This is a genomic window from Aeromonas sp. ASNIH5, assembly GCF_002902865.1.
GTDB lineage: Bacteria > Pseudomonadota > Gammaproteobacteria > Enterobacterales > Aeromonadaceae > Aeromonas > Aeromonas caviae.
On record NZ_CP026122.1, the window covers coordinates 4067404 to 4093329 of the forward strand.

Sequence of the window (25926 nt, forward strand, 5' to 3'; positions counted from 1 at the left end):
AGGTCTTGAACCATGCGTATTTGGGGCAAGGTGCTTGGCACCTTCTTCGGTTTTCTGCTCGGCAACATCTTCGGTGCCCTGCTGGGCCTGTGGATCGGCCATCGCTTCGATCGGGGCATGGGGATCCGCGGGGCCTTCCAGCGGGCGCCCAGCCAGCAGCAGCAGGCCGTTTTCTTCCATGCCACCTTCGCCGTTATGGGCCACATCGCCAAGGCGAGTGGCCAGGTCACCGAGCACGAAATAAGGGTCGCGTCCAACCTGATGGACAGGATGCGGCTGGCCGGAGAGCAGCGGGTAAGGGCCCAGGAGTCATTCCGCCAGGGCAAGGAGAGTGACTTCCCCCTGCGCGAGACCCTGGCGGAGTTTCGCCAGGCGAGCCTGGGGCAGCGTGACATCCTGCGCTTCTTCCTCGAGGTCCAGCTGCAGGCCGCCTTCGCCGACGGTCAGGTGGAGGCGAACGAGCGGGCCATCCTGCAAACCATCGCCGACGAGCTGGGGTTCAGTCGCATCGAGCTGGCCCGCATTCTGGCCATGGCCGAGGCCCAGATGAACTTCTTCCACCGTCAGCAACAGCAGGGCGGTGGCCAGGGGCAGCAATACCGTCAGGAGCCCCCCTCCCGGGATCGCCTCAAGGATGCCTATCAGTTGCTCGGGGTGAACGAGAGCGACAGCGATCAGGAGATCAAGCGAGCCTATCGCAAGGAGATGAGCAAGCATCACCCTGACAAGCTGGCCGCCAAGGGATTGCCCCCCGAGATGATGGAGATGGCCAAGGAGAAGACCCAGGAGATCCAGCAGGCCTGGGAGTGGATCCGTGAGGCCCGCGGCATACGCTGAGCCCTGTACCCGCCATAAAAAAAGGTTCTTCGCGGGATCTTGGGGAAGTGGAAGTTGACAGACAGGGTGCTGGTAAACTGGCTGTCTCCAAACACACCACCACCATCACCCTGCTGTCGCCGTGCATCATATTGATATTGCCTCCTTCTGGCCAGGTTATACCGTCATCGCCCAAGCGCTTTCTGCCAACCATCACACCCTGTTTACCCTTGAGCCTCGCGCCGACCTGTTGCCCCGTTGTCGCCGATGCCTGCAACCCACGCCATTGATCCACGACCAACGTATCCGCCGGGTGCGTGAGCGAGACCTATTTGACCGACAAGTCTGGTTACAACTGCCTGTTCGCCGCGTCGACTGTCTGCGCTGTGGTCGCGTCAGTGAACATATCGACTGGCTCCCCTCTGGCTCCCGCCTCACCCGGCGCATGCAGTGCTGGATTGAAGCGCTCGTTCAGTACCTCCCCATCCGCCATGTCAGCCAGCTCACCGGGGTCGGTTGGCACACCATCAAGGAGATCGACAAGCGCCGTTTGCAGACCAGTGTGGGCACCATCGAACTTGGGGAGGTGCGGCGGCTGGTGATGGATGAGTTTGCCCTGCACAAGGGACACCGCTATGCCACCGTGATCATGGATGCCGAGCGAACCCGCGTCCTGTGGGTGGGGCACGGCAACAGCCGGGCCGCTATCCGTCCCTTCTTCGAGCAGCTCGGCGAGCGATGCCAGCAGATTGAAGCGGTGGCGATGGACATGAACACGGCGTTCGACCTGGAGGTGAAGCAACACTGCCCGCAGGCGGAGGTGGTCTACGACCTGTTCCACGTGGTGGCTCGCTATGGCCGAGAGGTGGTGGACCGGGTGCGAGTGGAGCAGGCGAATGCACTGAAAAGCGATAAACCGGCGCGAAAAGTGGTCAAAAGTGCGCGTTGGTTGCTGCTACGTAATCGGGCGAAGTTGAGTGAAAAACAGGATGTGAAGTTGCAGGAGCTGTTGGCGGCGAATCAACCGCTGGCGATGGTGTACGTGCTGAAAGAGGGGTTGAAGGGCATCTGGTATGCGCCGAGCGTGTGGGAAGGATGGCGACGATGGCGGAGCTGGATGCGGCAGGTGAAGGAAAGCGGGCTAGCGCCGCTGCAACGATTTGGTCGAAATTTATCGAAATATATGCGGGGGATCCTGGCGAGTGCAAACTACCCGATGCACACGAGTGTGCTGGAAGGGGTGAACAACAAGATCAAAGTGATAAAGCGTATGGCATATGGATTTAGGGACTCAGAATACTTTTTTCTGAAAATCAAGGCGGCCTTCCCCGGAAAGCCGCGATGAACCTAAAAAAATGCCCGTCGATGACGGGCATTTTTGTTTTCAGAGTCTGGTTTTTCTTTTCATGGAAGAAAAATCAGTGGGCATCGACCCAGACAAACTTGAGGACGAAGAGCAGGGCCACCACCAGCACGCAGGGGTTGATCTCGCGCCAGCGGCCTGTGCCCGCCTTCATCACGCAGTAGGAGATGAAGCCCACGGCGATCCCTTCGGTGATGGAGAAGCTGAACGGCATCATCACCGCGGTCATGAAGGCCGGCACCGCTTCGGTCAGGTCTTCCCACTTCACCCGGGTCAGCTCGGAGCACATCAGCACGCCCACGTAGATGAGGGCCCCCGCCGCGGCATACGCCGGCACCATGGCGGCAACCGGAGAGAAGAAGATGGCCAGCAGGAAGAGGATGCCCACCACGATGGCGGTCAGGCCGGTGCGGCCACCCACGGCGACGCCGGAGCTGCTCTCGATATAGGCGGTCACGGACGAGGTCCCCATGAAGGCGCCGCCGACGGAGCTGACGCTGTCCACCACCAGGGCCTGCTTCATGCGCGGGAAGTGCCCCTTGTCATCGGCCAGCTTGGCGCGGTTGGTCACGCCGATCAGGGTGCCGGAAGAGTCGAACAGGTTGACCAGCATGAAGGAGAAGATGATCCCGGCGAGGCTGATGTCCAGCGATCCCATCAGGTCCAGCTGGCCGAAGACCGGTGCAATGCTCGGCGGCACAGAGACGAAGCCCTTGAAGGTGACGTCGCCGAACAGCCAGCCCAGGGTGGTGGTCACCACGATGGCGATGAGCACGGCGGAGTGGACGCCGCGGGCGGAGAAGATGCAGATGAGGAAGAAGCCGAGCAGCCCCAGCAGGCAGGGCAGGGAGGTGAGGTTGCCCACGGTCACCATGGTGGCGGGGCTCGCGACCACGATGCCGGCATTGTGCAGGCCGAGCAGGGCGATGAGCAGACCGATGCCGGCGGTGATGCCGACCCGAAGTGTCAGGGGAATGTTGGCGATGAGCCAGTAGCGTACCCGCAGCAGGGTCAGGATCAGCAGGCCCAGCGCACCCCAGAAGATGGTGCCCATGCCGACCTGCCAGGAGTAGCCCATGCCGGCCACCACCACGAAGGCGAAGAAGGCGTTGAGGCCCATGGCGGGAGCCAGGGCGATGGGCAGGTTGGCCAGCAGACCCATCAGGATGCTGCCGATGCCGGCGATGAGGCAGGTGGTAACGAACACGGCCTGGGTGTCCATGCCTGCCGCAGAGAGGATCTGCGGGTTGACGAAGACGATGTAGACCATGGTCAGGAAGGTGGTGATGCCGGCGATCACCTCGGTGCGGGCCGTGGTGCCATGACCGCGCAGGGCAAACAGGCGCTCGAGCAATCCATGCCCGGCAGCCGGGCTGGCGGTCTGCCCGGTAGCGTGATGTGGTTGATTCATGTTGGATTCCAATGGGTGACGTGAAATAGGCAGCAGGGGGCCCGGCCCATCCATGCGGGGCGACGGACCCTGATTCTGGCGGTGAAGTGACCAGACTCGTCCTGATACCGTGACAGCGCGCACATTTTCACACAGGCGGCCAGGTTTACAAACCCCGGATGTGCGAGGCGGATCAATGAATAGAGTAAAAATTCAAACGTTTTCTCCCGGAGGCAGGAGAAAGGGGACCAATAGAGCCCCGTTTCCACATCGGGATCAACGGTTTTTCTGGTAGCGTTCGATAAGCTGGCTCAGCACGGCATCGCTCTGCTCCAGCAAGGGATCGAGGGTCAACCCCATGCGTTGCAGCAGCAGGGTGGCCTGGGTTTCGCTCAAGGGGCGGCCATCAAGGAAGTAGGCCTGCTCGGCAAGTTGCTTGTCATGGCGGGGCAGCAGCACCCAGTGCACCCGTCGGGGTTCGATGGCGGCGAGGATCCGGTTGGCGGCCGCGCAGAAGGTATCGATGTGCTGCTTGCCATCCGGCCCCAGGCAGCCGGGTTCGAGCTGGATCTGGATGGTGAGTCTGGTGGTGGAGGCTTGGGTCATGGGTCGCTATCGGTGGGGAATAGGTGGAGATTGTAAGTCAGAAGAGGCAAAAAAGGGGAGCCCCGGCTCCCCTTGTGACGTCATACCTGGCGGCGCAGCTGTTGCCTCGCCTTACTTGGCAATGCGCTTGTACTTGGCGCGGCGCGGCTGGATAGCCTCGGCACCGTAGGTCTTCTTCTTCCACTCTTCGTATTCGGTGAAGTTGCCTTCAAAGAATTCGATCTTGCCCTCGTCCTGGTAGTCCAGGATGTGGGTGGCGATGCGGTCGAGGAACCAGCGGTCGTGGGAGATGACCATGGCGCAACCCGGGAACTCCAGCAGGGCGTTCTCGAGGGCGCGCAGGGTTTCGATGTCCAGATCGTTGGTCGGTTCATCCAGCAGCAGCACGTTGCCGCCGGTCTGCAGCAGCTTGGCCAGGTGCAGACGGCCACGTTCACCACCGGAGAGCTCGCCGACCCGCTTCTGCTGGTCGGAACCCTTGAAGTTGAAGCGGCCGATGTAGGCGCGGCTCGGGAACTCGTAGTTGCCGATGCGCAGGATGTCCTGGCCGTCGGCGACTTCCTCGAACACCGTCTTCTTGTCGTTCATGCTGTCGCGGAACTGATCCACGGAGGCCAGCACCACGGTGTCACCCAGGGTGATGGAGCCGGAATCCGGCTGCTCCTGACCCGACATCATGCGGAACAGGGTCGATTTACCGGCACCGTTCGGACCGATGATGCCGACGATGGCACCCTTCGGAATGGAGAATGAGAGATCGTCGATCAGCTGGCGGTCGCCATAGGACTTGCAGAGGTTGGCCACCTCCACCACCTTGTCGCCCAGGCGCGGTCCGGGCGGAATGAACAGCTCGTTGGTCTCGTTGCGCTTCTGGTAGTCGTTGGTGTTGAGCTCTTCGAAGCGAGCCATACGAGCCTTGGATTTGGCCTGACGGCCTTTCGGGTTCTGACGAACCCACTCCAGTTCCTTCTCGATGGACTTGCGACGGGCGGCTTCGGAACTCGCTTCCTGGGCCAGACGGGCATCTTTTTGCTCCAGCCAGGAGGAGTAGTTGCCCTCCCAGGGGATGCCTTCGCCGCGGTCCAGCTCCAGGATCCAGCCCGCCACGTTGTCGAGGAAGTAGCGGTCGTGGGTGATGGCCACGACGGTGCCTTCGTAGTCGTGCAGGAAGCGCTCCAGCCAGGCCACGGATTCCGCATCCAGGTGGTTGGTCGGTTCGTCCAGCAGCAGCATGTCCGGCTTTTCCAGCAGCAGGCGGCACAGGGCCACGCGGCGGCGCTCACCACCGGAGAGGTGCTTGATCTGGGCATCCCAGGCCGGCAGGCGCAGGGCATCGGCCGCGCGCTCCAGCTGGTTTTCCATGTTGTGACCGCCCTGGGCGGCGATGATGGCTTCCAGCTCGCCCTGTTCGCGGGCCAGCTTGTCAAAATCCGCATCCGGGTCGGCATAGGCTGCATAGACCTCGTCGAGGCGCGCCATGGCGCGTTTGACGTCGCCGACCGCCTCTTCGACCGCTTCGCGTACGGTCTGCTCCGGATCCAGCTTCGGCTCCTGGGGCAGGTAGCCGATCTTGATGCCGGGCTGCGGACGGGCTTCCCCTTCGATCTCGGTGTCGATACCCGCCATGATGCGCAGCAGGGTCGATTTCCCGGCGCCGTTCAGACCCAGCACGCCTATTTTGGCCCCCGGGAAGAAGGAGAGGGAGATGTTCTTGAGAATATGACGCTTGGGCGGCACGACCTTGCCAACCCTGTTCATGGTGTAAATAAATTGAGCCATTGGCTAATTCTCTTTAATTTACAGGTTGTTATTGTGTTGCTTTGAAATCTTGGGGCTGTAATGGGGCCAAATCTGAAAAGCTGGCCCCAAGCCTGCCCCAAACCCTGTCCGCTTCGTCGCGGTCTTGTTCGGGAATCCATTTGCCATAGACTGTTCGCACCATGGTGCTGTCCTCGTGCCCAAGGTAAGACGCAACCCATTCAGGGTTGGCGCCAGCGGTCAGCATCCAGCAAGCAAATGTATGGCGCATATGGTATTGGGTTCGGCGGCGAATGCCAGCCCTCTTTATCAACCTGTCCCATTTGTCACCCAAGGTGAAGGCCGTGTAGCAGATGCTGAGCCCGGGTGTCTTGCTGGTTACATCGGGGCTGAACACGAACGTGACCTTTTCATCTACCTGCCGGCGGTCCCGGAGCGTCTTCTTGATGTTGTGGGATTGGCGCATGGCTGTCATTGGCCGCATGCGTCTGAGTGCCTCAATTGCCGGTGGGAGGAGCACAATCGTGCGCTCATGACCTGTCTTCGGCACCTTGAAGTTGCGGGCCTGGGTGATGTTTCGGCGGATCTGCAATTCCCCGCGCTCCAGGTCAACATCCTCCCATGCCAGGGAGCAGAGCTCCCCAGTGCGCATGCCTGTCCAGCAGGCGAGCTGGACCCACATTGCGTCCATATCGTGCCTGGCAGACTCCTGCAGGCGACGAAACTCATCTTGATCAAATGGGTCTGGTTTATCCCGGATCACTTCCACCTTGGTCAGCACTGAAGAAAGGTCCTGATGGGTGTAGCCGTTCTGCTTGGCGAAGTTGAACAGCCCAGCGGCGACCATCATATAGTAGTTGACCGATCTCGGAGCCAAGGGCTTGCTGGTTCTGTTACGCGGCTCGGTCATCAGGTACCGGCGCCATTGCTGCAGGTCTTCGGTCCGGAAGGTGCTGACGACCCGGGTGTGGTCCAGGTCAGATGCCAGCATCCCCAGGATTGAGCGATATCGGCCACGGGCGTTATCGCCTATGTCCACATCCTTGATCTTCAGGTAGTGCTCTACCAGGTCGCCCAGAGAGATGTCCCGGCTTGCGGTCGTGCCGGCGAACCGGTGGGCGTTCTTGCTGTCTGGGAAGTGTTTGGCGTAGTCGAAGACACCGATGGCGATTTCATGCAGGATAGCCTCCCGCTTGCGGGAGGCGTGCTTGATGTTGGCTTTGGTGGCCGGCATGTTGAGCGTTTCCCGGCATCGCTTGCCGTGGAATCGGAAGTCGATGCGAAGACTCTTGCCGTGCAGTTCGACACCTGGTGTTTCAGCAACGATGTCGATCAGTTCTTGGTTCCGGTCAGCCAATCCTCATATCTCCGCCAGTGATAGACATACTTCCCATCCGGGGCCAACTTGTAGTGGACCCCCTCTATAAGCTGACCCTTCTTCCGCTTCTCGCTGATGGCCTTCTCAGTGTACCCGAACATCTCTCCCAAAACTCGAGGCAGAACCCAGCTGGGGCGTTCCATCACAACCACTTTCTGATGCATATTCATGTCTCCTTTACGCCTCACGGCGAGAAGAGCGGCCCCATGGGGCCACTGTCTTTCGTTACGCTAGAACGGCAGATCGTCGTCATAAGCGATCGGTGGTTCGGTGTAGGCCGGTGATTGCGCCGGCTGTGGCGTTGGCCTTTGCTGGCTGCCTGCCGCTTGCTGTTTCCCTCCTCCGTTTTGCCCGCTTCCTCCCAGCATCTGCATCACCCCTGTGAAGCTGTCCACGAGCACCTCGGTGGTGTAGCGCTCCTGGCCGCTCTGGTCCTGCCATTTGCGAGTCCGCAGTTTGCCCTCCACATAGACCTGAGAGCCCTTCTTCAGGTGCTTCCCTGCCACCTCAGCCAACATTCCCATGAAGACGACACGATGCCACTCGGTGCGCTCCTTGGCCTCGCCGGTCTGCTTATCGCGCCAGGTGTCGGAGGTCGCCAAGGTGATGCTGGTGACAGCGTTCCCGCCGGGCATGTAGCGCACTTCCGGATCCTGGCCGAGGTTGCCGATCAGGATGGCCTTGTTGATACCGCGGCTGGCCATCAGTTATGCCCCTGGGTTTGATAGAGCTGCTGGAACTTGGTGTTGACCTGCCTCCATTGGGGGTCCTTTGCCTGCTTGAGGCAGTGAATACGGCGAGCCATCGCGAACTTGGCCTTTTCCAACATGTTGGCGCTGGTGGCGTGGTGCTGGGCTTTCTTGTAGGAGAGGGCCGCATCCTGATGGTTGCCGGCATGCTCCTGCTGGATGGCCTGCTTGAGATCATCCCGGTAATTGCGCTGGTAAAGTTTGATATGCATCGTGTCCTCCCGGACAGTCGTGGTTCGTTACATCCAGGCCTGCATGGCTGGGCATTCAATTCAGGGGGGATTCAATCTCCTGGTACTCCAGTTCGTTGAAATTCAGATACTGGGCCGGGGCCTTGTCGATGGCGGCCAGCCGGATCTGCTGGTGAGTCATCGGGTGGTGCGCCTCGATGGTCCCGGTCAGACGATCCGGTGCTGCCCCCAATTCGGTGGCCGCATTCAGGGTGTAGCTGTAGCGGTGCATTGGCCTGCTCCTTTGGTGGTATCGATTTGCCAGCGGTACCCGCCGTGCTTTTCCTGCTGGCCGGCAAGACAGCGGGTGATGCCGACCCTGACAAAACCGCCCTTGGTCTCCGCATCCGTGACACTGTCGAACCGGACGACCTGATCCCCATTGATGCCGATCACCGGGGTCTTGCGCCACTGCGGCGGTTTCACCATGTCAACGAAGAGGCGGCGGGTATGGCGCCCGCGACCGTTTTGCCCAACCATGCAGAAGTGTTCAATTCGAGTGGTGAAGCGAGACTCCCTGTGGATCTGGCCCATCACGATGCTGGCCTCACTGACAGTGAGGGAGAACTCGGCAGCCACATCGGCACTGATGGCGCCGCCGGTGCGGGCATGAATCCACTCGGCAACGTCCTGTACGATGCTCATACGCTTCTCGCCTCGATCTGCGCCAGTACCTGCTGGGCGTCCTCCCGCACACCCAGCTCATCGCCGTCGAACGTCTTGATGTAGGAGCGAATCCCATGCCAACGTGAGCTGAGAGAGGCCTCGCTCACCTTGGCTATGGCGTCCAGCGCCAAGTGGTGTTTTTGTCCTTTGGTATCGGTGACCGTGATCATGCTGCGTCCCCCCTTACATCAGAGCCAGCGCAATGAGCGCGGCCAGTGTGTTGAGCACCAGGATGGTGATCCCGGCGGCTTGCTGCTTGGTCATGCTGCCCTCCTGGCTTGCAGGTGCTTGTACGGGTTATTGGCTCTGGCAATGGCCGCCATCGGCGGCGGGCTGACGCTGTTGCCCACCATCAACACCTGATCGGTGATGGAGAGCGGGGTGCCGTCGTGGCCGCGGTCATGGATGTAGTGGCGCGGCATGCCCTGGCAGCCATAGAGCTCCTTCGGTACCAGCATGCGCAGGCCGATATCCACGATCACCCAGGTGTTGCCGCACCAGGTCACGGTCACCAGTGCCAGCCGGTCCTTGGTGGTGATGGTGTGCATCGGCTCGGTGACAGCACCCCACTGCCCGCCGCTCGAGTAGTAGCGCATCAGGAAGGCGCTGACCCGCAGGGCTCCGGCCTCTTGCTCCGGTGTCAGGCCGCACTCACCCGGGCTCGCCATCACGGTCTGCACCAGGGCGTGGTGCTGGTCCGCCGAGACGATGGTAGGGAGCTGGCTTTCCGAAGTGCTCGGTGGCAGGTTCCTGCGCAGGTGCACCATGAAGGCTGAGGCCAGTTGCTGCTGGCTGCCGCTCGAGGTGATGGTGCTGCATGGGTCAGACACGGATCTGGCGGGCACGGTGTTGAACCCGCCATTGGCCTGCACCATCAAGGGAGCCGCCAGCATGGACTTGCCACCGCCGCCGGCCATGATGGCTGCCGCAGGTTCATCCACCCCGTGCTCACCCCCTTTACCGAAGTGGCGCACCACCAGAGGGGCCAGACTCGGGTTGCACACGGCGAACGCGCCACCCTTGGGCCAGCCTGTAATAGTGCGCAATGGGGCATCAACCGAATCGACACCGCGCCCTGACCAGTTTGCCAGCTCGATGACGAAGGGCTTGGGATTGGTCAGCACCTCGCGGATCACCCCGATTGCCACGCGCTCCAGGGTGGCATCGGCCAGTGGGCGTTTGACGTTCAGCCCCTGTGCCCGGGCTTCTTCCTTGGTGAGGAAGATGCTGGGGCAGGGGATAGACCAGTCGATGTGATCCGCCGTTACCCGATAGGGCTTGAGGTGGCTGCCTGGTGCCGGGGCCTTGCAATGGGTTGGAGCGGGCCAGCAAACGGGTTCCCCGTCCCGGCGGGCAACGAGGTAGAGGCGCTGGCGGCTGGTGGCCGCACCGTAATCGGCTGCATTCTTCACGGTATGGTCAAGCTCATACCCCATGCGCTCGATGCTGGCCAGAAAGCGGCGCCAAGTCTGGCCTGCCCGCTTGGGATCCGGCACAAGGTATTGCTGCTGGCGTGGCACCCGTTCTCCGGGCTCGGCGATATGCAGCTCGATCTTGGTCTTCTTGCCGCGCTGAACCTCGACCAGCTTGATGACCCGGCCAGTGGCCTTGTCCCGCTTGGCGATGAGGGGCCCCCAGGTGCGCATCTGCTTGACGTTCTCCATGGAAAGCACGGCAGGTTTGCTCAGGGCAAGCCATTTGGTGATCACCCATGCCAGGCTGCGGATCTCCTGCTTGCGCGGCTGACCGCCGGCGGCCTGTGAGTGGTGGGTGCAATCCGGGCTGGCGTGCAGCCAACCGACCGAGCGCCCTGCCAGCACAGCAACCGGGTCCACGGCCCAGATATCCTCTTGCAGATGCAGAGCCTCCGGGTGGTTTGCCTGGTGCATGGAGAGCGCCTTGGGGTTGTGGTTGATGGCGATGTGCACCGGGCACCCAAGCCCACGCTCAATCCCCGTGCTGGCGCCACCGCCGCCGGCGAACAGATCCACGTTGATGGCTGATCCCAGGTTGAGCGGGGCCCCGGTCACCTTGGCCCTGACGGCGCGGGAGCGGCGAAGTGATTTGCTCATGCCATCACCTCATTCACTCGGGTAATGGCGTTGATCATCACACTCTTTTGCGTGACGGGGCTGAGGGTCGGCTCGTTATGCAGGGCGTTCAGCAAGGCGATGACAGCCTCCTGGCGGTGCAGGTCGAGCATGGTGAAGGACTCGGTGAAATTGTATCCCTCAACCTGCTTCAGAGTTGAGACAACCTTGCGCAGCAGCGCCTTGGTTTCCTCGTCCAGGGTGGTGTACTCGTCCATGAGCTGCTCGTCGCTGACCGAGATGGCGATCGCTACCTCCCGGGCGGTGTAGTGCTCCTTGGCGCCGTAGAGCACGGTCAGCACGGCGACGAAGCACGACCACTCGGCGCCACCCAGATTGAGCTCGTCGTTCTGGTAGTCGAAGGCCCAGTCTTCCAGCGGCTTGATGTTGGGGGCCTCATCTTGCTGGTGGCTATCCGGTTCTGGCTCAGACAACAGCTCGAGCTGCAGTTCGCTCTGCACAGGTTCGGCACTCTGCGCCAACAGCTCGGCGGCTTTGGCGGTGGCCTGTGCCAGCAGATCGCCTGAGGCCGTCAGGTTGTCGATGATCCAGGCGGCCAGCTCGGCGGTCCTGGCCGGGGTCAGGATGTCCGCATCGTCGATCTGGTAGATAACCCCCTTCACTGCGGGGTGGCGCTGCCAGTGGGGCAGGACGGGGGAACGACTATCCTCTGTGACAAAGCCTAGGTGGATAGGCTTGCCGGCCAGCAGGTTGGCAACGGCCAGGTCGAGCCGATAGAAGATCTCGGAGAGCGGATACTGCTCGTCCAGCCAACCGTGCACATAACCCCTGACCTTGGCCTGCTGTTCTTCGCCCAAGTCGCTGCACTCGATCTGTTTGCCCATGATGCTGCTGACATCGGCATAGCCCTGTTCGCCCAGCATGGTGCTTTCCGTGATGGGCGATATCAGCTCCTGTGTTGCCAGTTCGTCTGCCGCCGCAGTGTTGGTCGCATCATCGCTGGCCGCTGGCGGTTCCCACGCTGTTGGTTTGGTTACGGCAGGTTGGTCTTGTGGCTGGGCTGGCTCGGCAGTGACAGCCTTGGCGATGGCCTGGCTGGCCTCTTCGTTGAGCGCGACAGCCTGGCGGTGGATCATGTCGAGGATGATCTGACCGGTGATGATGAGGTCGTCACGGCGCAGACGCGCTTCAGGGCGGCGCTCGCCCTGCCAGCCGGCGTCGAAGATCACCACGGCTGAGGCGAAGCCGCTGGCGCTGGGCTTGTCTTTCTTCGGGTCGCGGGGTACGTACCAGCTAGGCACCTCAAAGCCGATGCGGCCGCTGATGAACTGGATGAAGTCGGCATCTTCCGGCCACCAGGTCTCGCTGGTGGCGGCCTTGATAAGCAGCATGATCTTGGCGCCCTGTGCCCGTTGCTCACGGCAGAAGTTGAGGATGGCCTCCATTCCGGTGATGGGGTTGCCCTCGCTATCCGCGCACGGGCGGGAGTAGGGCGGGTTGCCGAAGGCGGCACCACCGAGGCGGCGCAGGTCGGCGGCCAGCTCCTGGGTGAGGGCATTGTCTTCGGCGTCGTAGTAGTTCGACACCAGGGCGTTGCAGTCGTCGGCGAACATGTCGAGCACCACCGGCCCCAGGGTGGGGGCGAACTGGTGGAACAGGCCCCAGGCCAGCGCCTTGGGGGTCTGCCATTGGTCGCCAATCTGCTTGAGATCGTGGTCAGGCTGGGCCTGCAGTTCGGCCAGCGCTTGGGCGTAGTGGTTCATCGTTGCCTCTTCGTTGAGATATGACCCGCTCCCCGGATCAGGGCTTGGCCTTCTTTGCGACCCTGGCTACTGCGCGGGCTGCCTTGAGGCACTCATCGAACACCTTCCCCTTGGCGAAGCTGGGCGTCCGGTCGAAATAGAAGGTGGCTTCTTTCACCCCTAGCGAGACCGCATGGGGGGGGAATTCCTCCTTCTCCAGCGTTGCCTTGATGTGCTTGGCAATGAACTCGCGTGGGTGCATGACTGCCTCCGCTATGTCTGAAATTGGTCTCATCACGCAAGCGACAGGCAATAGGAGGCCGTGACCCGCTGTTGGGCCGCTATCGCTTGTGGGATAAGGGCCCCGTTGCCGGGGCCAGGAGAGAACATGTCGGGCTGATTGGTCAGGGCCCGGAGCCCTGTGCCAGCATGGGCAGTGGTGCTGCCCTTGATGGCGCCGTCAGGTGGGTGACGGCTGGTATTGCAAGTTGGTCAGCTGCCAGCCCGAACAGCCAGATCAACATCAGGAGTAGTAACCACATGCGTTGCACCTGTGGTGGTGGCTTGAGCACTTCACAGTGAGTCAGCCGTTCTTGCTATCGGTACCGGTGCGCCCTCACGGGCAGACCTACCTATCGAAACTGTCGCCTCTCGGCGAGGGCCTGGGTGGCGCTTCACAGCGGGACCAGGCGACCGCGTAACCCTGCGGTGGGTTGGTTGCCGGTTACCCTATCCGGCGTCAGCGCTGAGGTCTTTCGACTTGCCCAACTGACGGGTTTGCTGTGGTGGCCGGGTCTGACACCGGCCGAGGTCTAGGGGGCATCCCTACGAATGCCGGTTGGCGCAAAGACCTTCCCATTCACCACAACCGTGGATTGCATTGGTCTCCGGGTCTCTCGTGCGGTACCCCATGGGCCTAGGCTCACCTGCAATGCAATCCCGGTTGTGTCCCGGCCTTTCACCGGGTGGTGGCTGGGGAGTCAGACCCGCCCTCGCTTCGTTCGCTATCACTTCAACAACGCTGTCTTTCCAGCTGCCAGCCGGTCACTGACTGTGTTTTCCGTTCACCTTGGTCGGCACGCATACCAGCCTTGCCAAGGGAGAGCGGGGAGGTGAGTCAGCCCGGTTGCCGGTGTTATGTCCCCAAGCGGTTTGTTGCCACCGCTGCCAGTGTTGTTCTGGCCCTCCGGCTGGGGTCGTCTTTCGCACTGAATTCAATTCCTAACTTTTGGTTAGCATATATCAGGTTTGATTTCGGTCAATACCCGAAAGTTAGGTTTTTTAGGTTTTTTTTCATTCAGGCTCATTCGGTGCAAAACTGGGACGTGCTGAAGGGAGGGATGCCGAGTGAGCAGGTTGATGGAGTGCCAAGCGTGTCATGCGCTGATTGAGGAAGGAGAGAGCCCGTGCCCGCAATGCGGGTCCACGCTGCTTGGCGGGGTGGGGGCCGACCTGGCCCATCAGTTGGCGGTGAAGCAGCAGCAAGAGGCGTTTGTGGCCACGTACCACACCTGGTCTGATGGGGGCTGGGAGGGGATAGGGATAGACATGGTCCGCCACCGGTTGGCGGTGCGCTTTTTTGATGGGCATATCCGTGCCCGCAAGATCATCCAGGGTACGCAGGTGATCGGGGTCAAGGTCAGGGAGACGGCCGGCGCCACGCACACCAAGACGCAGGGCGGCAGTCAGCTAGGTCGGGCGTTGGTTGGCGGTGTGTTGATGGGCGGTGTCGGCGCATTGCTGGGCGGCCTGAGCGCCAAGCAAACCAGCACGGGGACCGTGTCGTTGGTGCAGGTGTTGATCACCACCCAGGAGCCCGATTATCAACTACTGAGCATCACCCTGCTGGCCGGGGAGTTCAGGGCAGATTCGGCTGCGGTGGCGCAGGCCAGACGGTCTGCAGAGGTGTGGGTGGCGCGAGTAGAGGGATTGATCCATCAGTGCGCCGCTCAGGCGGTGAGGCCTGAGCACGGCGGCAGTGTGGCAGATGAACTGGGCAAACTGGTGTGGCTGCGTGAGCACGGTGAGATCACCATGCAGGAGTTCGACCTGCTCAAGCGGCAGTTGCTTGCAAATCGCGATGCAGATTCATAACCCGATTGCGGATTGGCGTTACTCGACCATCACCGAGCAGACCAGTACGGCGCAGATCTGCACGTCTTCATTGACCGGCAGCAGGGGGTATTGCGGGTTGAGGGGTTTTAACCACCAGGAACCGGAATCCATCACCAGCTCTTTGAAGGTCATGTCGCTGCCATAGCGGGCTATCACCTTCTTGCCATGGGCAGGTTCCACTTCTGGATCCACGATGATGATAGTGCCGTCAGGGTATGACTTTCCCCCCATGGGCGCGACCATGGAGTCACCCTTCACCCGCACGGCATAGGCCCGAGTGCTGACGCGAACTGGGCTGATGGTGACCTCTTCTGCCTCTTCCAGACTCGGGATGTCGCCGCAGTCCTTGAACTCCCCGGCACTAACCCACGAAATCAAGGGCACCTGGTAGATAGGGAACGGCTGTGGCTCGATATTGCCGTCACCCGGATCGGTGCCTGTCAGCAACCACTGCACACTCTTGCCAGTGATGCGCGAGAGCTCTCCCAGGCGCTTTACTTCAGGCAACCCCTCACCTTTGAGCCATTTGCGTACAGAGATTTCAGACAGGCTTTCCCTCAACGTGCGTTTAAGTCGAACTATCCGGCCTCGAGCAGGCCAGCCCAATTCATCGAGAGCGGCATTAAGTCGCTGCGAGAATGCAATTTTGTCGGCTTCAAAACGCGCCATTGGTGTCTGTTTCTCATCCATTTCCTAACGTCCAGTTATTGTTTGTCAATTTCGCCTAACTTTAACCTCTTGCGAATTTTACTAACCAAGAGTTATGATTTGGTGTGTGTTAAACGCCAGAGGACGCCATGCATACCCTGTTAACTCGATTCGGTACCAAGAGTGCCATCGCGGCTGCGCTCGGCATCACCCCGGAGGGGGTAAGCAACGCCTTCAGGCGTGGCAAAGTGCCAAGCACCTGGGTGGCCAAGCTCAAGCAGCAAGGTTTGAGCCAATCTGAGCTTGCTGAATTGCCTCTGACCGACGAAGGGCGGGCGATTGTATCAGCATTCACCGGGCATTTATAACCAACCGTTAGGGATCACTATGACAGAGCAACGGAATGACACCACGGCAAAAGTCAGGGCGGTTTTCCGGTCATCGGACGTGATGGCGGCGGCTTATGGCATTGGCCATCGCTTCAACGCCAGCGAACTGGCGCGGCTGATGGGGCGCAAGCCGGCGGAGTTTTGCAAGAAGCTCAACCCGGATTGCGACGACCGCCATCTCACCCTGGCCGAGGCGGTTGCCGTCACCGAGATCACCGGTGATAACGCCATCCTCGATGCCTGGGCCGTCAGTCGGGGCAAGGTGCTGGTGGACTTACCAGCGGGGGTCGTGAGCGATGACGACCTGGTAGAGCAGGTGCTGCTGGCGCAGGCGGTGTTCGGCAAGTTGATGCAGGCCATTCACGACGCTCGGGCAGACGGGGTGATCGACAGGATAGAGCAGGGACAAATCGAGCGCATCGGTACCCAGGCCGCCGAGCATGTGCTGGGGCTGATCAGCAGCACTGGCGCAAATGTGCGGCAACTGCCGACGACTTCCAGCAAGTAGATACAAGGCGGCCCCGCGCTGCGTCAACAGCCGAGGCCATGGTTCAGTCATCGATTGGGGATGAGAACATGGAAAAGCATACGGTTAACAATGCCTTTGAGCAAGGTGCCAATAGCATGTCTTTGGTCGGGCATCAGCGGCCAGAGCTGCCTCGGCCTTCACTTACGCGTCAGCGTCGACCCAGTGTCATTCCCAGCATGCTGCCACGACTGGTTTGTAGCCAGTGCGGCACATTCCTGGTTTATGGCGGGTTCCGTGGCGGAATCAAGATCCCCGTTTCCCCGGAGCAGGCAAGGCGCCACCTTGACTGCCTGATGCAGCATCTACGGGAGGTGGGACATGGGTGAGGTGATCAGACTGGCGGCCCCGGTGGCCGCCCCAACGCAACGAGGTTGCAACGTGGACGACAATGCCCGCACCGGTTTTCGCCTGTTCTACCGCAGCATGAAGAACGCGGCCTGGTACCGGGATGTCGCCAAGAAGGTGGTGATGTTTCACCTGATCCTCGAGGTGGCGCATGAGCAGCGCACCGTGGTGTTTGGCGGCAAGCGGGTGCAGCTTTCCCGCGGGCAGTTGGTGTGCTCGGCCAAGAGCCTGGGGCAGGAGTGCGGCATCTCGGAAGATCAGGCCCGCCGGGCGCTGGAGTTCTTCAGGGCAGAGGGGGCAATCAGCTGTGTGGGGGCCCGTGGCAAGGGGGGCTATACCGTGGTGAGCCTGCTCAATTTCGATGCCTATCAGCGCGGATTATCGCAAATATTTTGCGCGGAATATGGCGCGGATTCTGAGGCCGCGCCAGCACTGGGGTTGGAGGCTGGTTCGCAAAGTGGCGGCGCGGATTTACCCGCCGAACAACACGCCGAAGACTATATCAGTAAGAACATAAAGACAGATCTTAAAGACTCTTCGTCGCAACTCGCTGTCGCGACTTTCGACCAGCAGAGTGAACAGCCTATCGCTGATGAGCCTGTCACTGCTGACCCCCTCTCTGATGAGCCCACTGTTGCCGAGCCCAAGACCCGGGTTATCCCGGGGGCTGCGATCCAGACGCCCAATGGCAAAGCCTGGGGTACGGCGGAAGACCTGACGACCGCGCAGTGGATGTTCAAACGGGTGCAAGTGATCGCGCCCACCGCGCTTGAACCGAACTGGGCACAGTGGGCCAATGTGATCCGCCTGATGCGTGAGCTCGACCAGCGCAGCCACCGGGATATCTGCGAGCTGTATGACTGGGTGAGCCGGGATGCATTCTGGTGCACCAATGTGCTGTCCCCGCAGAAGCTGCGCCAGCAGTGGACCCCGTTGACGGTGAGACGCAACGCCCCCACCCATCGGCCCGTCAGTGGCCAGCATACCGACCTGACCCAATCCATGACTGCCGACGAGCTGAATCGCCGGATGCAGGAGGGCTTCTGATGAGCATGAAACCACTGAGCGCAGTGCTCGAGGACATGACGAGTTATGGTCTTGCTGCACATGCCGGAGAGCAACAGCAGAGGGTTTTGACCGACCACGACTCGCAGATGGTGTCGATGTTGTTCGAACAGTTGAAGATCGTGTTCCCTGCCTGGAAGCATGCTTTCCCGACCGATGACGCCCAGCGCCGAGCCCTGGCCGAATGGACCCGAGCTCTGGTGGATGCTGAGTGCACCAGTCGCGAGCAGCTGCAGCTGGGCATGCGGGTGGCTCGCGAGCAGGAGATCCCGTTCTTCCCCAGCACCGGGATGTTCATCAAGTGGTGCCAGGTCACGCCGGAGTCGCTTGGACTACCGACGGTCGATCAGGCGTTGGCCGATGTGGTACGCCACCGTAAGAGCCACCCGGCCGTGGTGATTGCCGCTCGAGCTACCCGCTTCGAACGCCAGACGCTGACCGCTGACGAGTACCGCAAGGTGTTCGCTCAAGCCTATGACCAGGTCGTGCGCCGTGTGATGGCCGGGGAGGATATCGAGGCTGAGGTGCTGAAGGGGTTGCCCACTCGTGAGCAGATCCGCCACAGCCCCGAGTTCTACCAGCAAGCTGGGCAGCGCGGCGTTGCCAGCTTGAAGGCGCTGTTCAAACGCGGGGGAGGTGCGTGATGGCCAGTCAATTCAATGCGAACGTCGAGCGCGATGTCCGTGAGGCGCAGTTCTGCCGGGTGGTCATCTATCCGCCGGTGCGGGGCTGGGTGGGGGAGCGGGTGCACCTGGAGGTGTCGAATTCGCTGGATACCCTGGGCAAGACCGATGCCGCCACCGGCGCCGGTTATTACCTGGTGTGGGATGGGGCCGAGGAGGCACGGGCAGAGGCTGCGCGGATCCGGGGCCAGGCGGTGGAACTGGTGAGGGTAGAGGCATGAGCGAACAGATGACTCACTCTCGCTTATCAGAGATTGCCTGCGCGTGGCTCAAGCGCCCCATGGGAAGCAGGGGGCCAGCATGCCAGATCGCCATGATCGAGGTGGGTGGGCTCTATGGTGGTGAGCGGGCAGATGCTTGGGGATATCGCTGGGGTTGCAACGGCGGTTCTGTTCTCGTTGAGGTGAAGGTTTCTCGTGCTGACTTCCTCGCCGATGCCAAGAAGCCGCACCGCAATGGTGAAGTGCTGGGGATGGGCACTTATCGGTACTACATGTGTCCTGAAGGCATCATCACCCTGGACGACCTGCCCCGTGGCTGGGGGCTGCTCTGGGTGAACAGTCGCGGCCATGTGAAGTTGCTTGCTGGACATGTCTGTATGCTTCAGGGGGCGCACGGAAGGGGGGCAGAGCAGGTTTGGGCTCATCAGAAGATAGATTGGCCCCTTGAAGATCCAGACACTTCGCCCCTCTTAATTTAAGAGGTAGTCTTGGAACTATGTTCAGTACTAGTCGCAACGAGAAAATGGTCGAAGTGTTAACAGGGGCTGAGCGCCGTCGACGCCGGACTCCGCAGGAAAAGATCTCCATCGTGCAGCAGACCTTTGAGCCCGGAATGACCGTATCTCATGTCGCTCGCTTGCACGACGTCAACGCCAACCAGCTTTTCAAATGGCGTAAACAATTCCAGGAAGGCTCTCTCACGGCGATCACCGCCGGTGAGGATGTTGTTCCAGCCTCCGAGTTGGCTGCTGCCATCAAGCAGATCCGAGAGCTCCAGCGTCTGCTCGGGAAGAAGACCATGGAGAACGAGATCCTCAAAGAAGCCGTGGAGTATGGTCGAGCAAAAAAATGGATTGCGCATGCGCCCTTGTTGCCGGGGGACGACGATTAAGTGCTGTGAGCCAGGCCCTTAATGTATCGCGTGCGCAGCTATCCGTTCGTGTTCATCGCAAACCAGGTTGGCAAGATGGTCGTCATCATCGCCAGCGTGATGATGCAGCCTTACTTGGCCGTATCATGGAGGCGATGGCAGAACTTCCCTCCTATGGCTATCGCCGGGTCTGGGCGCTGTTACGGCGTCAGTCAGAGGCAACAAGACAGCCTGTAGTAAACGCCAAACGGGTATATCGCGTCATGAGAGAGCATGGCCTGCTGCTGGAAAGAAAACCGGCTGCACCATTGGCCCAGCAGGCACATAAGGGGCGTGTTGCCGTCAAAGATAGCAATCGACGTTGGTGCTCGGATGGCTTCGAGTTTCGCTGCGATAACGGTGAAAAACTACGAGTCACGTTCGCCATGGACTGCTGCGATAGGGAGGCGTTGGACTGGGCTGCCAGCACCGGGGGTTACGACAGTGACACGGTGCAAGATGTCATGCTGAGATCTGTCGAACGACGCTTCGGGGATGCGTTGCCGGCATCACCGGTGGAGTGGCTGACTGATAATGGCTCGGCGTATCGAGCCCATGAGACCCGCGCGTTTGCACGAGAAATCGGGTTGGAGCCCAGAACGACGGCGGTGAGAAGCCCACAGAGCAACGGTATAGCGGAGAGCTTCGTGAAGACGATGAAGCGAGACTATATCGAGATGATGCCGAAACCAGATAGCCGAACAGCGGTAGGCAATTTGGCCATCGCGTTTGAGCATTATAACGAACACCACCCGCACAGCGCCTTGGGATACCGTTCACCTCGGGAATTTCTGCGCAGTCGGGTATCACAACCCTAAGCGGGAAAAAGTGTCTGGATCTATGGGGTCAAATCCAGAAGAATCACCGGCTTGAGCTGGAGATGATGGCTCATGTGTTGAGTCGGATTGGCGATCCTGAAGTGATGAATCGTCGGCTACGTGATGCCGAACAGAAGGCGCAGCGCCTCGCTCGCTATCACGATGACTTCCACCGGCAAGAGCGTGAGATGCAGATGCTGAATTACCGGGTGCGGCAGCTCAATGAGCAGCTTGGCGAGCAAGAGGTGCAGTCATGATGCACTACTACGCCCAGCACACCCCGACCCGGGATTGGCAAGCGCCGCTGTTGGGGATCGAGGAGCTGGTGAAGGCGCAAGAGGGCGGAATCTGTGTGTCGATCGGGATGTGGGTGATCCACGATATCGGGTTTGGTGCCTGGAGCACCGAGATAGGCGAGATCGTCGGGACTGCCATGCACAAGGCAGCCCATCAAGCCACCACCGGGAGGGGGAGGAAGGGATGAACATAGGCATGCTGTTTGGGATGTTGATCGTCGGCTGGGCGCTGCTGCTGGCCGTGTTGCTGGTGCTGATATGGGTAGCGCTGCGGGCATGGCGGGAAGAAGTGCAAGAGGACGAGGCGGCGTTACTGGATGAACCACGGCTGGTGTCGGCGTGCCGTGAGCTCTCAGAGCTGGCGGCGAAGACCAAGGAGGCCAGCCATGGCTAAGGCCTTCTTCGTGCTGATGTACCTGTTCGTGGCGCTGTTTGTGCTGGCCATGGTGCCCTATGAGGGGGGTATGGGCTGGCAGATGCTGCAGGCGCCGGTGGTGTGGGTGATCCTCGCGGGCTGGGTGTTGGTGATGTTCCCGTGCCCTGTGGTGCGCCTGCTGCTGGCACCGCTGCGGGCCATCCTGTTGCTGCTGGTGTGGTTGGGCACACTGCTGCTGGCGATCACCAAGGTGGTGCTGGTGGCGCTCAACCGTGCGAATCGCGATCTGGCCGGGGAGGCCCATCATGACCGTTGAACTGAAAGAACTGAATGAACGTGGCCTGATCGACCTGGCCGGGGTGAAGGTGTATGTGGCAGGGCCCATGACGGGCCTGCCACAGTTCAACCGGCCTGCGTTCTTTGCCGCCGAGGCCTACCTGCAAGGGCAGGGGGCCAGGGTGATGAACCCCGCCGTGCTGCCGGATGGCTGGGCGCATGATGCCTATATGCGGATCGCCATCCCGATGCTGATGGAGTGTGAGGCGGTGGCGTTTTTGCCCGGCTGGCAGCAGAGCAAGGGGGCGCGGCAGGAGTTCACCCGGGCGCACGCCTTCGGCCTGGTGCTGCTGCAACTGGACGTCGAGGAGCTCCCCCTGGGATTGCTGGTCAGGCAGCATCTGCCGTTGATGGTGTAGGTCATATCCCGCCGTGAGAACATAACAAACGGTGATTGATGGCTGTATAAATACACAGTATCTTTTGGGGCTATGCCAAGGACATGACAATCGGGAGAGTGACATGCAGGTGTTGAGTTTTGACAGTATGGAGTTTGGCAAGGTGCGCCTGATCGATGAAGCCGGGCGCGTGCTGTTCTGTGCCGTCGATGTGTGCAAGGCGCTGGGCTACAGCAACCCGAGGGATGCGGTGAAGCGTCATGTGGACGAGGGGGATGTCGTGAAACGCGACACCCCCACGACCAGCGGGATGCAGGAGGTCAGCTTCCTGTGCGAGAGCGGGGTCTATGCCCTGATCTTCGGCAGCAAGCTGCCCGCGGCCAAGGGGTTCAAGCAGTGGGTCACCGGTGAGGTGCTGCCCAGCATTCGCAAGACGGGGCAGTACGCGATCGGCCAGGCCCCGGTCATCAACATGGAGGCGGTACAGGTCGAGCTGCTGTTCGTTGAGACCGCGGCCCGCATGCTGAACGTCAGTAACTCCGGCAAGCTGGGCATGCTGCAGACCATCCAGCGCCAACACGGTCTGCCTAACCTGCTGCCAGCCTACGCCATCGACGCGCCGAGCGATGCCACCGATGGCAGTTCGCGGCCGACCTTCTCGGCCACCGAGGGGCTGAAGCAGCACGGGGTGAGCATGGGGGTGCGCTACTTCAACGCCCTGCTCGAGTCGAACGGGTTGCTGACCAAGATGCGCCGCCCCTCCACCAAGTCACCGGATAAGCAGAAGGAGTTCTGGGCGATCACGCCCAAGGGGCTGCTGTACGGCAAGAACATCGTGGATCCGCGCTGCCAGCGCGAGACGCAGCCGCACTGGTACCAGAGCCGGTTCGCCGAGCTGCTGGCCAAGGTCGGGCTGGGGAAGGTGGCGGCATGAGCGATGTACAGTATTGCACTAGCAATGTGTATTGAATCAATAAAGGGGCTTAAGCCCCTTTAGATATGTCTCCAATTCGGTCTTTTTAATGAGCTACACTGTGCGACTCGTGCAGTCACAGACAGGAATCGGGAACATCCTTCCTGACCGAGAGCGAATGATCTTTCCGTTCTTTGTGAAATAGGGACGGAAGATGATGGAGCAAGGGTTACCGCATTTCGAACAAATACCAGTGGCCATAAGGATTATCCTCAGATTAGCCGTCAATCCTGTAAACCCATACAGGATTGTCATTTTCAAGGAGAACCGCTAATCTGAGGGTGCGAATCTGAGATAAGCGGATGGGTTATCCCCCGTTTTCTTCGGAGCTTTGTGCGCTAACACTCAGCTCCATCCAAGGCCCTGTTCTTACAGGGCTTTTTCATTTTGCAAAGTCAAAGCTCAGCTGCTGAATGTTGAATCCCAGCAGGGTGAGTACATGCTCTGCAAACTGGTCTGCCTGCCACTCTGCATCTTCAATTTCCTCCGGAGGTTTCTGAGAGAAGTGCAGCATCGGCTTATGTCCAAGCAGCAGGTGGCCCAATTCATGAAACATGATGGAGAGCGAATCCTGATCCCGTAGGCAAGCAAGTTCATAGGTGCTCTGAGGAACACTGATCGTCATTGTATCGGGATCGAAATGGCCTCTGGTGAGGTTATGTGTATCTTCCGCCCATTGTTCATCATCGACGATGTTCAATGTGATGTTGTATTCCACGAGAGACTCGAAGAACACATCGAAACGTTTGTATTTCTTGCCAATTTTAACTGCCCCGCAAAAGCCTTTTGCGAGGAGTTCAATGCTGCGAGAAGACATGGGTAAGACTCTGTTGCCACGCATCATGTAATGCTGAGGGTCGTTCATTTATCACCTTTGTTCATTTGCTCGAGCAGTTCAGCAAAACGGGCCAGTTGCTCTGTGGTAAAGGGGGACTTGGCGAACCCGGCTACTAGCATCTTTTGCTGAGCAGAGAGTCCTTCCAGTCCTACGGATTCGTTAGATACCGCCGCGAGTTCTTCCAATTCGGGCACTGGGTAGCCCTTGTCTTCCAGATATGTGCTGATCTTGCTTACCCATTCTTTGGAAACTTTTTTACTCCCAGTTTCAAGCCCGCTCAAAAATGACGATGACACGTTCAGTGCATTCGCCATTGTGAGTAGCGTTTCTCCAATCTGGATTCTCGCCATGCGGACGGCTTTGCCGAACTCAGTGAGAGCCATGGTGCATTCCTTAGTTGTGTGGTGGGGGTTACATCTATCCTGAACTCTATCCTACACAAACTGGAAAATCAACCAACTTGGTGAATTTTCGATTCGTTTTTATAAAATAAATTCTTGGAATCAGCCTGTAACAACTCAATGGTTCCCTACACGCTTGCGATTCAGGGGCGGGAGAGATGGGAGAGTTTGATTCTCTTTAGAGGCTTTTTGTGGGCGGTCTTTCTATCTAGTGTCGCCCGAGTGTCCCGGGCGACAGTTTGTGGGATTAAAGCCAGTGCTGGTGTCGTTACATTCAGCATGGACTTGCTTCTTCAACTGGTACTGGTGGATGGTTTGCTACTGAACGCGTCTTTCAAGATTGCTCCCAGTAGTGCGCTGGCAAAGCTAATGATGTGTTTCTTCATTACTGGCCAAATCACCTCAATGAAGTACTTTTTCATTTGATTCATGTCCTCTCCTTCTCCTCTGGATCAACACAACGGTTTGCACAGTGCATTCAGTATTGACCTTTTTGAGGGAGTTGCTGTCATGTGCCTAAGTGTTTCTACTCATCTAATTAGTAGGTTAAGTGACTGGAAATCCTAACCAACAAAAACTAACTTTTGGTTTGTATTTTGTTATCATAATGCCATCACCCCTACCGTGAGGTACTGGTTATGAGCCAATTCTCTAGCCGCAGTGCGGCCCGTTCACGTCATTTACAACAGCAGGCCAGCAACCCGACCGGGGCTGCCATCAATGCCAGCGTCGAGCTGTTCCGTTCCATCGACACAGCCTGCCCGGGCCTGACTGCCGCCGAAGCCGCTCGCCGGGTCATTTCCTCTGAGTCTCTCGCCGTGCGCCGCACCGCCAGCTATCAGCTATTGACCCGCCTGGGCCCGCTGCTCGACAAGCTGGAGATGGTGGAGAAGCTGGGATGATCCCGGCCCGCCCGGTCTTTGTGCCAGAGATGGGGATGGTGCTGCTGAAGGTGGGGGAGGGGCTGGCACAGCTTCGCACCGCCCTGGCCAACCGCCCGGCGGTATTGGTTCCTGCCCCAGACGGTGGCGACCTGCTGGCTCAGTTCCCGGAGCTGGCCAGTGCCCTTCTCAACCCTTCCATCGTCAACGCCGCGGGCGGCGAGCTGGCCTTGCGCAGCGTGGGCCATTGCCTGATCGGCCATGGCTGTATCGGGGAGTCGGTCACCGCCGAGATGGGGGGCCTGCCGCTCCCCTTGTGCTGGCACCATGACAACGCATACCGGGATGGCCAGTTGCCGTTCAACCCGGCGGAGCACGCCGCGGCGATCGCCCGGGCACTGCTGACCCGGGTGGCGGGCTGGTGTGGGGTTGCCATTGCCCAGTTGCAGGCACGGGATCTCTGCTGGTGGGCCAGCGTGTTCAAGGTGCAGCAGCATCTGCCGATCGCCGTGGTGCGCCACGCCTGCCGTTTGCCGCCGCTGGAGCCGGAGCGGTTGCTGGTGCCAGGACGCGGCTATCGCGAGACGGATGCCCGCTATCGGGTGAATCGCACCGAGCTGCTGGAGCAGGATCCGCTGGCCGAGCTGCGCGGCCGGCTGCGTATCAAGCCAGCGGTGAAGGCCATCGACCCGGAGCCGCCGATGCTGCATATCCCCCGCCCCAAGATGCGGCGCTGGGAGTCGGCCAACTATCTGGCGTTCGTCCGCCAGTTGCCGTGCGTGGTGACCGGCCAGACCGATGGCATCGAGGCGCACCACGTGGTGGGGCACGGGCTCAGTGTGATGGGCAGCAAGAGCCATGACCTGATGACCTTTCCGCTCTGCCACCAGGCACACATGGAATTGCACAACAAGGGCTGGCAGCAGTGGGAGCAAACCCACGGCAGCCAGCTGGATCACGTCGTGATGACGTTGAACAAGGCCGCCGGCCTGGGAGTGTTTGGATGACGCCATAC

Annotated in this window: 35 protein-coding genes; 18 read left to right on the top strand and 17 right to left on the bottom strand. The window is 60.1% G+C overall.

All coding sequences use genetic code 11. The features are described from left to right. Positions 1-12 precede the first annotated feature (12 nt). Together djlA and C2U30_RS19180 are read left to right on the top strand one after the other, a co-directional pair. On the top strand, positions 13-837 hold the full coding sequence (gene djlA / locus C2U30_RS19175) for a co-chaperone DjlA (protein ID WP_039040028.1): 825 nt from the start codon (positions 13-15) through the stop codon (positions 835-837). A gap of 121 nt (positions 838-958) precedes the next feature. Then, entirely contained in the window at positions 959-2161 is a 1203-nt protein-coding gene (locus tag C2U30_RS19180; protein WP_076611394.1) for an ISL3-like element ISAeme19 family transposase, read from the top strand. Positions 2162-2234: 73 nt separating this feature from the next. On the opposite strand, the gene C2U30_RS19185 is transcribed toward C2U30_RS19180, so the two are convergent. The 13 genes from C2U30_RS19185 to C2U30_RS19245 all read right to left on the bottom strand — a co-directional run bounded on the left by C2U30_RS19185 (position 2235) and on the right by C2U30_RS19245 (position 13011). Continuing rightward, positions 2235-3590: an NCS2 family permease gene (locus C2U30_RS19185; RefSeq protein WP_103244310.1), complete on the bottom strand. Its 1356-nt coding sequence runs from the start codon at positions 3588-3590 to the stop codon at positions 2235-2237. 255 nt (positions 3591-3845) lie between these two features. After that, positions 3846-4175 (bottom strand): hypothetical protein, encoded by a 330-nt coding sequence (locus tag C2U30_RS19190; RefSeq protein WP_103244311.1) that lies wholly within the window; start codon positions 4173-4175, stop codon positions 3846-3848. Positions 4176-4286: 111 nt separating this feature from the next. Continuing rightward, complete coding sequence (gene ettA / locus C2U30_RS19195) at positions 4287-5954, bottom strand: energy-dependent translational throttle protein EttA (protein ID WP_010673216.1); 1668 nt, start codon at positions 5952-5954, stop codon at positions 4287-4289. A gap of 28 nt (positions 5955-5982) precedes the next feature. Then, positions 5983-7290: a site-specific integrase gene (locus C2U30_RS19200; protein WP_103244312.1), complete on the bottom strand. Its 1308-nt coding sequence runs from the start codon at positions 7288-7290 to the stop codon at positions 5983-5985. Further along, positions 7266-7481: an excisionase family protein gene (gene xisR, locus C2U30_RS19205; RefSeq protein WP_307773191.1), complete on the bottom strand. Its 216-nt coding sequence runs from the start codon at positions 7479-7481 to the stop codon at positions 7266-7268. The genes C2U30_RS19200 and xisR overlap by 25 nt, the downstream gene beginning before the upstream one ends. A gap of 60 nt (positions 7482-7541) precedes the next feature. Continuing rightward, a complete protein-coding gene (gene ssb / locus C2U30_RS19210) occupies positions 7542-8015 on the bottom strand; it encodes a single-stranded DNA-binding protein (protein WP_103244313.1) in 474 nt (157 codons plus the stop codon). Then, the gene (locus C2U30_RS19215; RefSeq protein WP_103244314.1) at positions 8015-8272 is read right to left on the bottom strand and encodes a hypothetical protein; all 258 of its coding nucleotides are present in this window, start codon (positions 8270-8272) and stop codon (positions 8015-8017) included. Before C2U30_RS19215 ends, ssb begins: the two co-directional genes overlap by 1 nt. Before the next feature lie 55 nt (positions 8273-8327). Next, positions 8328-8522 (bottom strand): hypothetical protein, encoded by a 195-nt coding sequence (locus C2U30_RS19220; RefSeq protein WP_102948876.1) that lies wholly within the window; start codon positions 8520-8522, stop codon positions 8328-8330. Next, the gene (locus C2U30_RS19225; protein WP_103244315.1) at positions 8498-8935 is read right to left on the bottom strand and encodes a hypothetical protein; all 438 of its coding nucleotides are present in this window, start codon (positions 8933-8935) and stop codon (positions 8498-8500) included. The genes C2U30_RS19220 and C2U30_RS19225 overlap by 25 nt, the downstream gene beginning before the upstream one ends. Then, positions 8932-9126: a hypothetical protein gene (locus C2U30_RS19230; protein WP_102948874.1), complete on the bottom strand. Its 195-nt coding sequence runs from the start codon at positions 9124-9126 to the stop codon at positions 8932-8934. Before C2U30_RS19230 ends, C2U30_RS19225 begins: the two co-directional genes overlap by 4 nt. 90 nt (positions 9127-9216) lie before the next feature. Then, on the bottom strand, positions 9217-11028 hold the full coding sequence (locus tag C2U30_RS19235; RefSeq protein WP_103244316.1) for a DNA cytosine methyltransferase: 1812 nt from the start codon (positions 11026-11028) through the stop codon (positions 9217-9219). Continuing rightward, the gene (locus C2U30_RS19240; RefSeq protein ID WP_103244317.1) at positions 11025-12770 is read right to left on the bottom strand and encodes a phage N-6-adenine-methyltransferase; all 1746 of its coding nucleotides are present in this window, start codon (positions 12768-12770) and stop codon (positions 11025-11027) included. The genes C2U30_RS19235 and C2U30_RS19240 overlap by 4 nt, the downstream gene beginning before the upstream one ends. Before the next feature lie 37 nt (positions 12771-12807). Beyond that, positions 12808-13011: a hypothetical protein gene (locus C2U30_RS19245; protein WP_042016732.1), complete on the bottom strand. Its 204-nt coding sequence runs from the start codon at positions 13009-13011 to the stop codon at positions 12808-12810. A gap of 1085 nt (positions 13012-14096) precedes the next feature. Here C2U30_RS19245 and C2U30_RS22825 point away from each other — a divergent pair. Then, the gene (locus C2U30_RS22825) at positions 14097-14843 is read left to right on the top strand and encodes a hypothetical protein (RefSeq protein ID WP_197713271.1); all 747 of its coding nucleotides are present in this window, start codon (positions 14097-14099) and stop codon (positions 14841-14843) included. Positions 14844-14861: 18 nt separating this feature from the next. Here C2U30_RS22825 and C2U30_RS19255 read toward each other — a convergent pair whose 3' ends face one another. Further along, on the bottom strand, positions 14862-15554 hold the full coding sequence (locus C2U30_RS19255; protein ID WP_080768057.1) for a LexA family protein: 693 nt from the start codon (positions 15552-15554) through the stop codon (positions 14862-14864). 107 nt (positions 15555-15661) lie between these two features. On the opposite strand from C2U30_RS19255, the gene C2U30_RS19260 reads away from it, so the two are divergent. From C2U30_RS19260 to C2U30_RS19325, 13 genes are all read left to right on the top strand, one after another. Further along, positions 15662-15880, top strand: a complete 219-nt coding sequence (locus tag C2U30_RS19260; protein ID WP_042016734.1) for a hypothetical protein — start codon at positions 15662-15664, stop codon at positions 15878-15880. A 19-nt stretch (positions 15881-15899) separates the two neighbouring features. Further along, positions 15900-16409 (top strand): phage regulatory CII family protein, encoded by a 510-nt coding sequence (locus C2U30_RS19265; protein WP_103244318.1) that lies wholly within the window; start codon positions 15900-15902, stop codon positions 16407-16409. A 339-nt stretch (positions 16410-16748) separates the two neighbouring features. Next, positions 16749-17822: a hypothetical protein gene (locus tag C2U30_RS22690; RefSeq protein WP_158654926.1), complete on the top strand. Its 1074-nt coding sequence runs from the start codon at positions 16749-16751 to the stop codon at positions 17820-17822. Further along, positions 17822-18484 (top strand): replication protein P, encoded by a 663-nt coding sequence (locus C2U30_RS19280; protein WP_103244319.1) that lies wholly within the window; start codon positions 17822-17824, stop codon positions 18482-18484. The genes C2U30_RS22690 and C2U30_RS19280 overlap by 1 nt, the downstream gene beginning before the upstream one ends. After that, entirely contained in the window at positions 18484-18744 is a 261-nt protein-coding gene (locus C2U30_RS19285; protein ID WP_103244320.1) for a hypothetical protein, read from the top strand. Before C2U30_RS19280 ends, C2U30_RS19285 begins: the two co-directional genes overlap by 1 nt. Further along, entirely contained in the window at positions 18741-19223 is a 483-nt protein-coding gene (locus C2U30_RS19290; protein ID WP_199767299.1) for a hypothetical protein, read from the top strand. Before C2U30_RS19285 ends, C2U30_RS19290 begins: the two co-directional genes overlap by 4 nt. 44 nt (positions 19224-19267) lie before the next feature. Further along, a protein-coding gene (locus C2U30_RS19295) for an IS3 family transposase (protein ID WP_103243716.1) occupies positions 19268-20472 on the top strand; the annotation gives its coding sequence in 2 pieces (ribosomal slippage) (positions 19268-19586 and positions 19586-20472; 1206 coding nt in all). Positions 20473-20546: 74 nt separating this feature from the next. Beyond that, positions 20547-20729: a hypothetical protein gene (locus C2U30_RS19300; RefSeq protein WP_158654927.1), complete on the top strand. Its 183-nt coding sequence runs from the start codon at positions 20547-20549 to the stop codon at positions 20727-20729. Then, positions 20726-20956 (top strand): hypothetical protein, encoded by a 231-nt coding sequence (locus tag C2U30_RS19305; RefSeq protein WP_233720974.1) that lies wholly within the window; start codon positions 20726-20728, stop codon positions 20954-20956. The genes C2U30_RS19300 and C2U30_RS19305 overlap by 4 nt, the downstream gene beginning before the upstream one ends. After that, positions 20953-21162 carry a hypothetical protein gene (locus C2U30_RS19310; protein WP_042016738.1) on the top strand — a complete coding sequence of 70 codons (210 nt, stop codon included), beginning with the start codon at positions 20953-20955 and terminating at the stop codon, positions 21160-21162. The genes C2U30_RS19305 and C2U30_RS19310 overlap by 4 nt, the downstream gene beginning before the upstream one ends. After that, positions 21155-21460, top strand: coding sequence for a hypothetical protein (locus C2U30_RS19315; RefSeq protein ID WP_103244322.1), 306 nt, complete (start codon positions 21155-21157; stop codon positions 21458-21460). Before C2U30_RS19310 ends, C2U30_RS19315 begins: the two co-directional genes overlap by 8 nt. Beyond that, complete coding sequence (locus tag C2U30_RS19320; RefSeq protein ID WP_103244323.1) at positions 21450-21839, top strand: DUF4406 domain-containing protein; 390 nt, start codon at positions 21450-21452, stop codon at positions 21837-21839. The genes C2U30_RS19315 and C2U30_RS19320 overlap by 11 nt, the downstream gene beginning before the upstream one ends. Positions 21840-21942: 103 nt before the next feature. Further along, positions 21943-22752, top strand: coding sequence for a BRO-N domain-containing protein (locus C2U30_RS19325; RefSeq protein ID WP_103244324.1), 810 nt, complete (start codon positions 21943-21945; stop codon positions 22750-22752). A gap of 421 nt (positions 22753-23173) precedes the next feature. On the opposite strand, the gene C2U30_RS19330 is transcribed toward C2U30_RS19325, so the two are convergent. From C2U30_RS19330 to C2U30_RS22695, 3 genes are all read right to left on the bottom strand, one after another. Beyond that, a complete protein-coding gene (locus C2U30_RS19330) occupies positions 23174-23656 on the bottom strand; it encodes an ImmA/IrrE family metallo-endopeptidase (RefSeq protein WP_103244325.1) in 483 nt (160 codons plus the stop codon). Further along, positions 23653-24012 (bottom strand): helix-turn-helix domain-containing protein, encoded by a 360-nt coding sequence (locus tag C2U30_RS19335; protein ID WP_103244326.1) that lies wholly within the window; start codon positions 24010-24012, stop codon positions 23653-23655. Before C2U30_RS19335 ends, C2U30_RS19330 begins: the two co-directional genes overlap by 4 nt. Before the next feature lie 311 nt (positions 24013-24323). Further along, positions 24324-24461, bottom strand: coding sequence for a hypothetical protein (locus C2U30_RS22695; RefSeq protein ID WP_158654928.1), 138 nt, complete (start codon positions 24459-24461; stop codon positions 24324-24326). 207 nt (positions 24462-24668) lie between these two features. Between C2U30_RS22695 and C2U30_RS19345 the strand changes: the two genes are divergently transcribed. Beyond that, positions 24669-24932 carry a hypothetical protein gene (locus tag C2U30_RS19345; RefSeq protein ID WP_103244328.1) on the top strand — a complete coding sequence of 88 codons (264 nt, stop codon included), beginning with the start codon at positions 24669-24671 and terminating at the stop codon, positions 24930-24932. Next, a complete protein-coding gene (locus tag C2U30_RS19350; RefSeq protein WP_103244329.1) occupies positions 24929-25918 on the top strand; it encodes a DUF968 domain-containing protein in 990 nt (329 codons plus the stop codon). The genes C2U30_RS19345 and C2U30_RS19350 overlap by 4 nt, the downstream gene beginning before the upstream one ends. Positions 25919-25926: the final 8 nt, after the last annotated feature.

Bases quoted from the DNA above. Each gene is read 5' to 3' on its own strand.
- djlA (WP_039040028.1), top strand. From the start codon at position 13: ATGCGTATTTGGGGCAAGGTGCTTGGCACCTTCTTCGGTTTTCTGCTC.
- C2U30_RS19185 (WP_103244310.1), bottom strand. From the start codon at position 3,590: ATGAATCAACCACATCACGCTACCGGGCAGACCGCCAGCCCGGCTGCC.
- C2U30_RS19190 (WP_103244311.1), bottom strand. From the start codon at position 4,175: ATGACCCAAGCCTCCACCACCAGACTCACCATCCAGATCCAGCTCGAA.
- ettA (WP_010673216.1), bottom strand. From the start codon at position 5,954: ATGGCTCAATTTATTTACACCATGAACAGGGTTGGCAAGGTCGTGCCG.
- xisR (WP_307773191.1), bottom strand. From the start codon at position 7,481: ATGAATATGCATCAGAAAGTGGTTGTGATGGAACGCCCCAGCTGGGTT.
- ssb (WP_103244313.1), bottom strand. From the start codon at position 8,015: ATGGCCAGCCGCGGTATCAACAAGGCCATCCTGATCGGCAACCTCGGC.
- C2U30_RS19215 (WP_103244314.1), bottom strand. From the start codon at position 8,272: ATGCATATCAAACTTTACCAGCGCAATTACCGGGATGATCTCAAGCAG.
- C2U30_RS19220 (WP_102948876.1), bottom strand. From the start codon at position 8,522: ATGCACCGCTACAGCTACACCCTGAATGCGGCCACCGAATTGGGGGCA.
- C2U30_RS19225 (WP_103244315.1), bottom strand. From the start codon at position 8,935: ATGAGCATCGTACAGGACGTTGCCGAGTGGATTCATGCCCGCACCGGC.
- C2U30_RS19230 (WP_102948874.1), bottom strand. From the start codon at position 9,126: ATGATCACGGTCACCGATACCAAAGGACAAAAACACCACTTGGCGCTG.
- C2U30_RS19235 (WP_103244316.1), bottom strand. From the start codon at position 11,028: ATGAGCAAATCACTTCGCCGCTCCCGCGCCGTCAGGGCCAAGGTGACC.
- C2U30_RS19240 (WP_103244317.1), bottom strand. From the start codon at position 12,770: ATGAACCACTACGCCCAAGCGCTGGCCGAACTGCAGGCCCAGCCTGAC.
- C2U30_RS19245 (WP_042016732.1), bottom strand. From the start codon at position 13,011: ATGCACCCACGCGAGTTCATTGCCAAGCACATCAAGGCAACGCTGGAG.
- C2U30_RS19255 (WP_080768057.1), bottom strand. From the start codon at position 15,554: ATGGATGAGAAACAGACACCAATGGCGCGTTTTGAAGCCGACAAAATT.
- C2U30_RS19260 (WP_042016734.1), top strand. From the start codon at position 15,662: ATGCATACCCTGTTAACTCGATTCGGTACCAAGAGTGCCATCGCGGCT.
- C2U30_RS19265 (WP_103244318.1), top strand. From the start codon at position 15,900: ATGACAGAGCAACGGAATGACACCACGGCAAAAGTCAGGGCGGTTTTC.
- C2U30_RS22690 (WP_158654926.1), top strand. From the start codon at position 16,749: ATGGGTGAGGTGATCAGACTGGCGGCCCCGGTGGCCGCCCCAACGCAA.
- C2U30_RS19280 (WP_103244319.1), top strand. From the start codon at position 17,822: ATGAGCATGAAACCACTGAGCGCAGTGCTCGAGGACATGACGAGTTAT.
- C2U30_RS19285 (WP_103244320.1), top strand. From the start codon at position 18,484: ATGGCCAGTCAATTCAATGCGAACGTCGAGCGCGATGTCCGTGAGGCG.
- C2U30_RS19290 (WP_199767299.1), top strand. From the start codon at position 18,741: ATGAGCGAACAGATGACTCACTCTCGCTTATCAGAGATTGCCTGCGCG.
- C2U30_RS19305 (WP_233720974.1), top strand. From the start codon at position 20,726: ATGATGCACTACTACGCCCAGCACACCCCGACCCGGGATTGGCAAGCG.
- C2U30_RS19310 (WP_042016738.1), top strand. From the start codon at position 20,953: ATGAACATAGGCATGCTGTTTGGGATGTTGATCGTCGGCTGGGCGCTG.
- C2U30_RS19315 (WP_103244322.1), top strand. From the start codon at position 21,155: ATGGCTAAGGCCTTCTTCGTGCTGATGTACCTGTTCGTGGCGCTGTTT.
- C2U30_RS19320 (WP_103244323.1), top strand. From the start codon at position 21,450: ATGACCGTTGAACTGAAAGAACTGAATGAACGTGGCCTGATCGACCTG.
- C2U30_RS19325 (WP_103244324.1), top strand. From the start codon at position 21,943: ATGCAGGTGTTGAGTTTTGACAGTATGGAGTTTGGCAAGGTGCGCCTG.
- C2U30_RS19330 (WP_103244325.1), bottom strand. From the start codon at position 23,656: ATGAACGACCCTCAGCATTACATGATGCGTGGCAACAGAGTCTTACCC.
- C2U30_RS19335 (WP_103244326.1), bottom strand. From the start codon at position 24,012: ATGGCTCTCACTGAGTTCGGCAAAGCCGTCCGCATGGCGAGAATCCAG.
- C2U30_RS22695 (WP_158654928.1), bottom strand. From the start codon at position 24,461: ATGAATCAAATGAAAAAGTACTTCATTGAGGTGATTTGGCCAGTAATG.
- C2U30_RS19345 (WP_103244328.1), top strand. From the start codon at position 24,669: ATGAGCCAATTCTCTAGCCGCAGTGCGGCCCGTTCACGTCATTTACAA.
- C2U30_RS19350 (WP_103244329.1), top strand. From the start codon at position 24,929: ATGATCCCGGCCCGCCCGGTCTTTGTGCCAGAGATGGGGATGGTGCTG.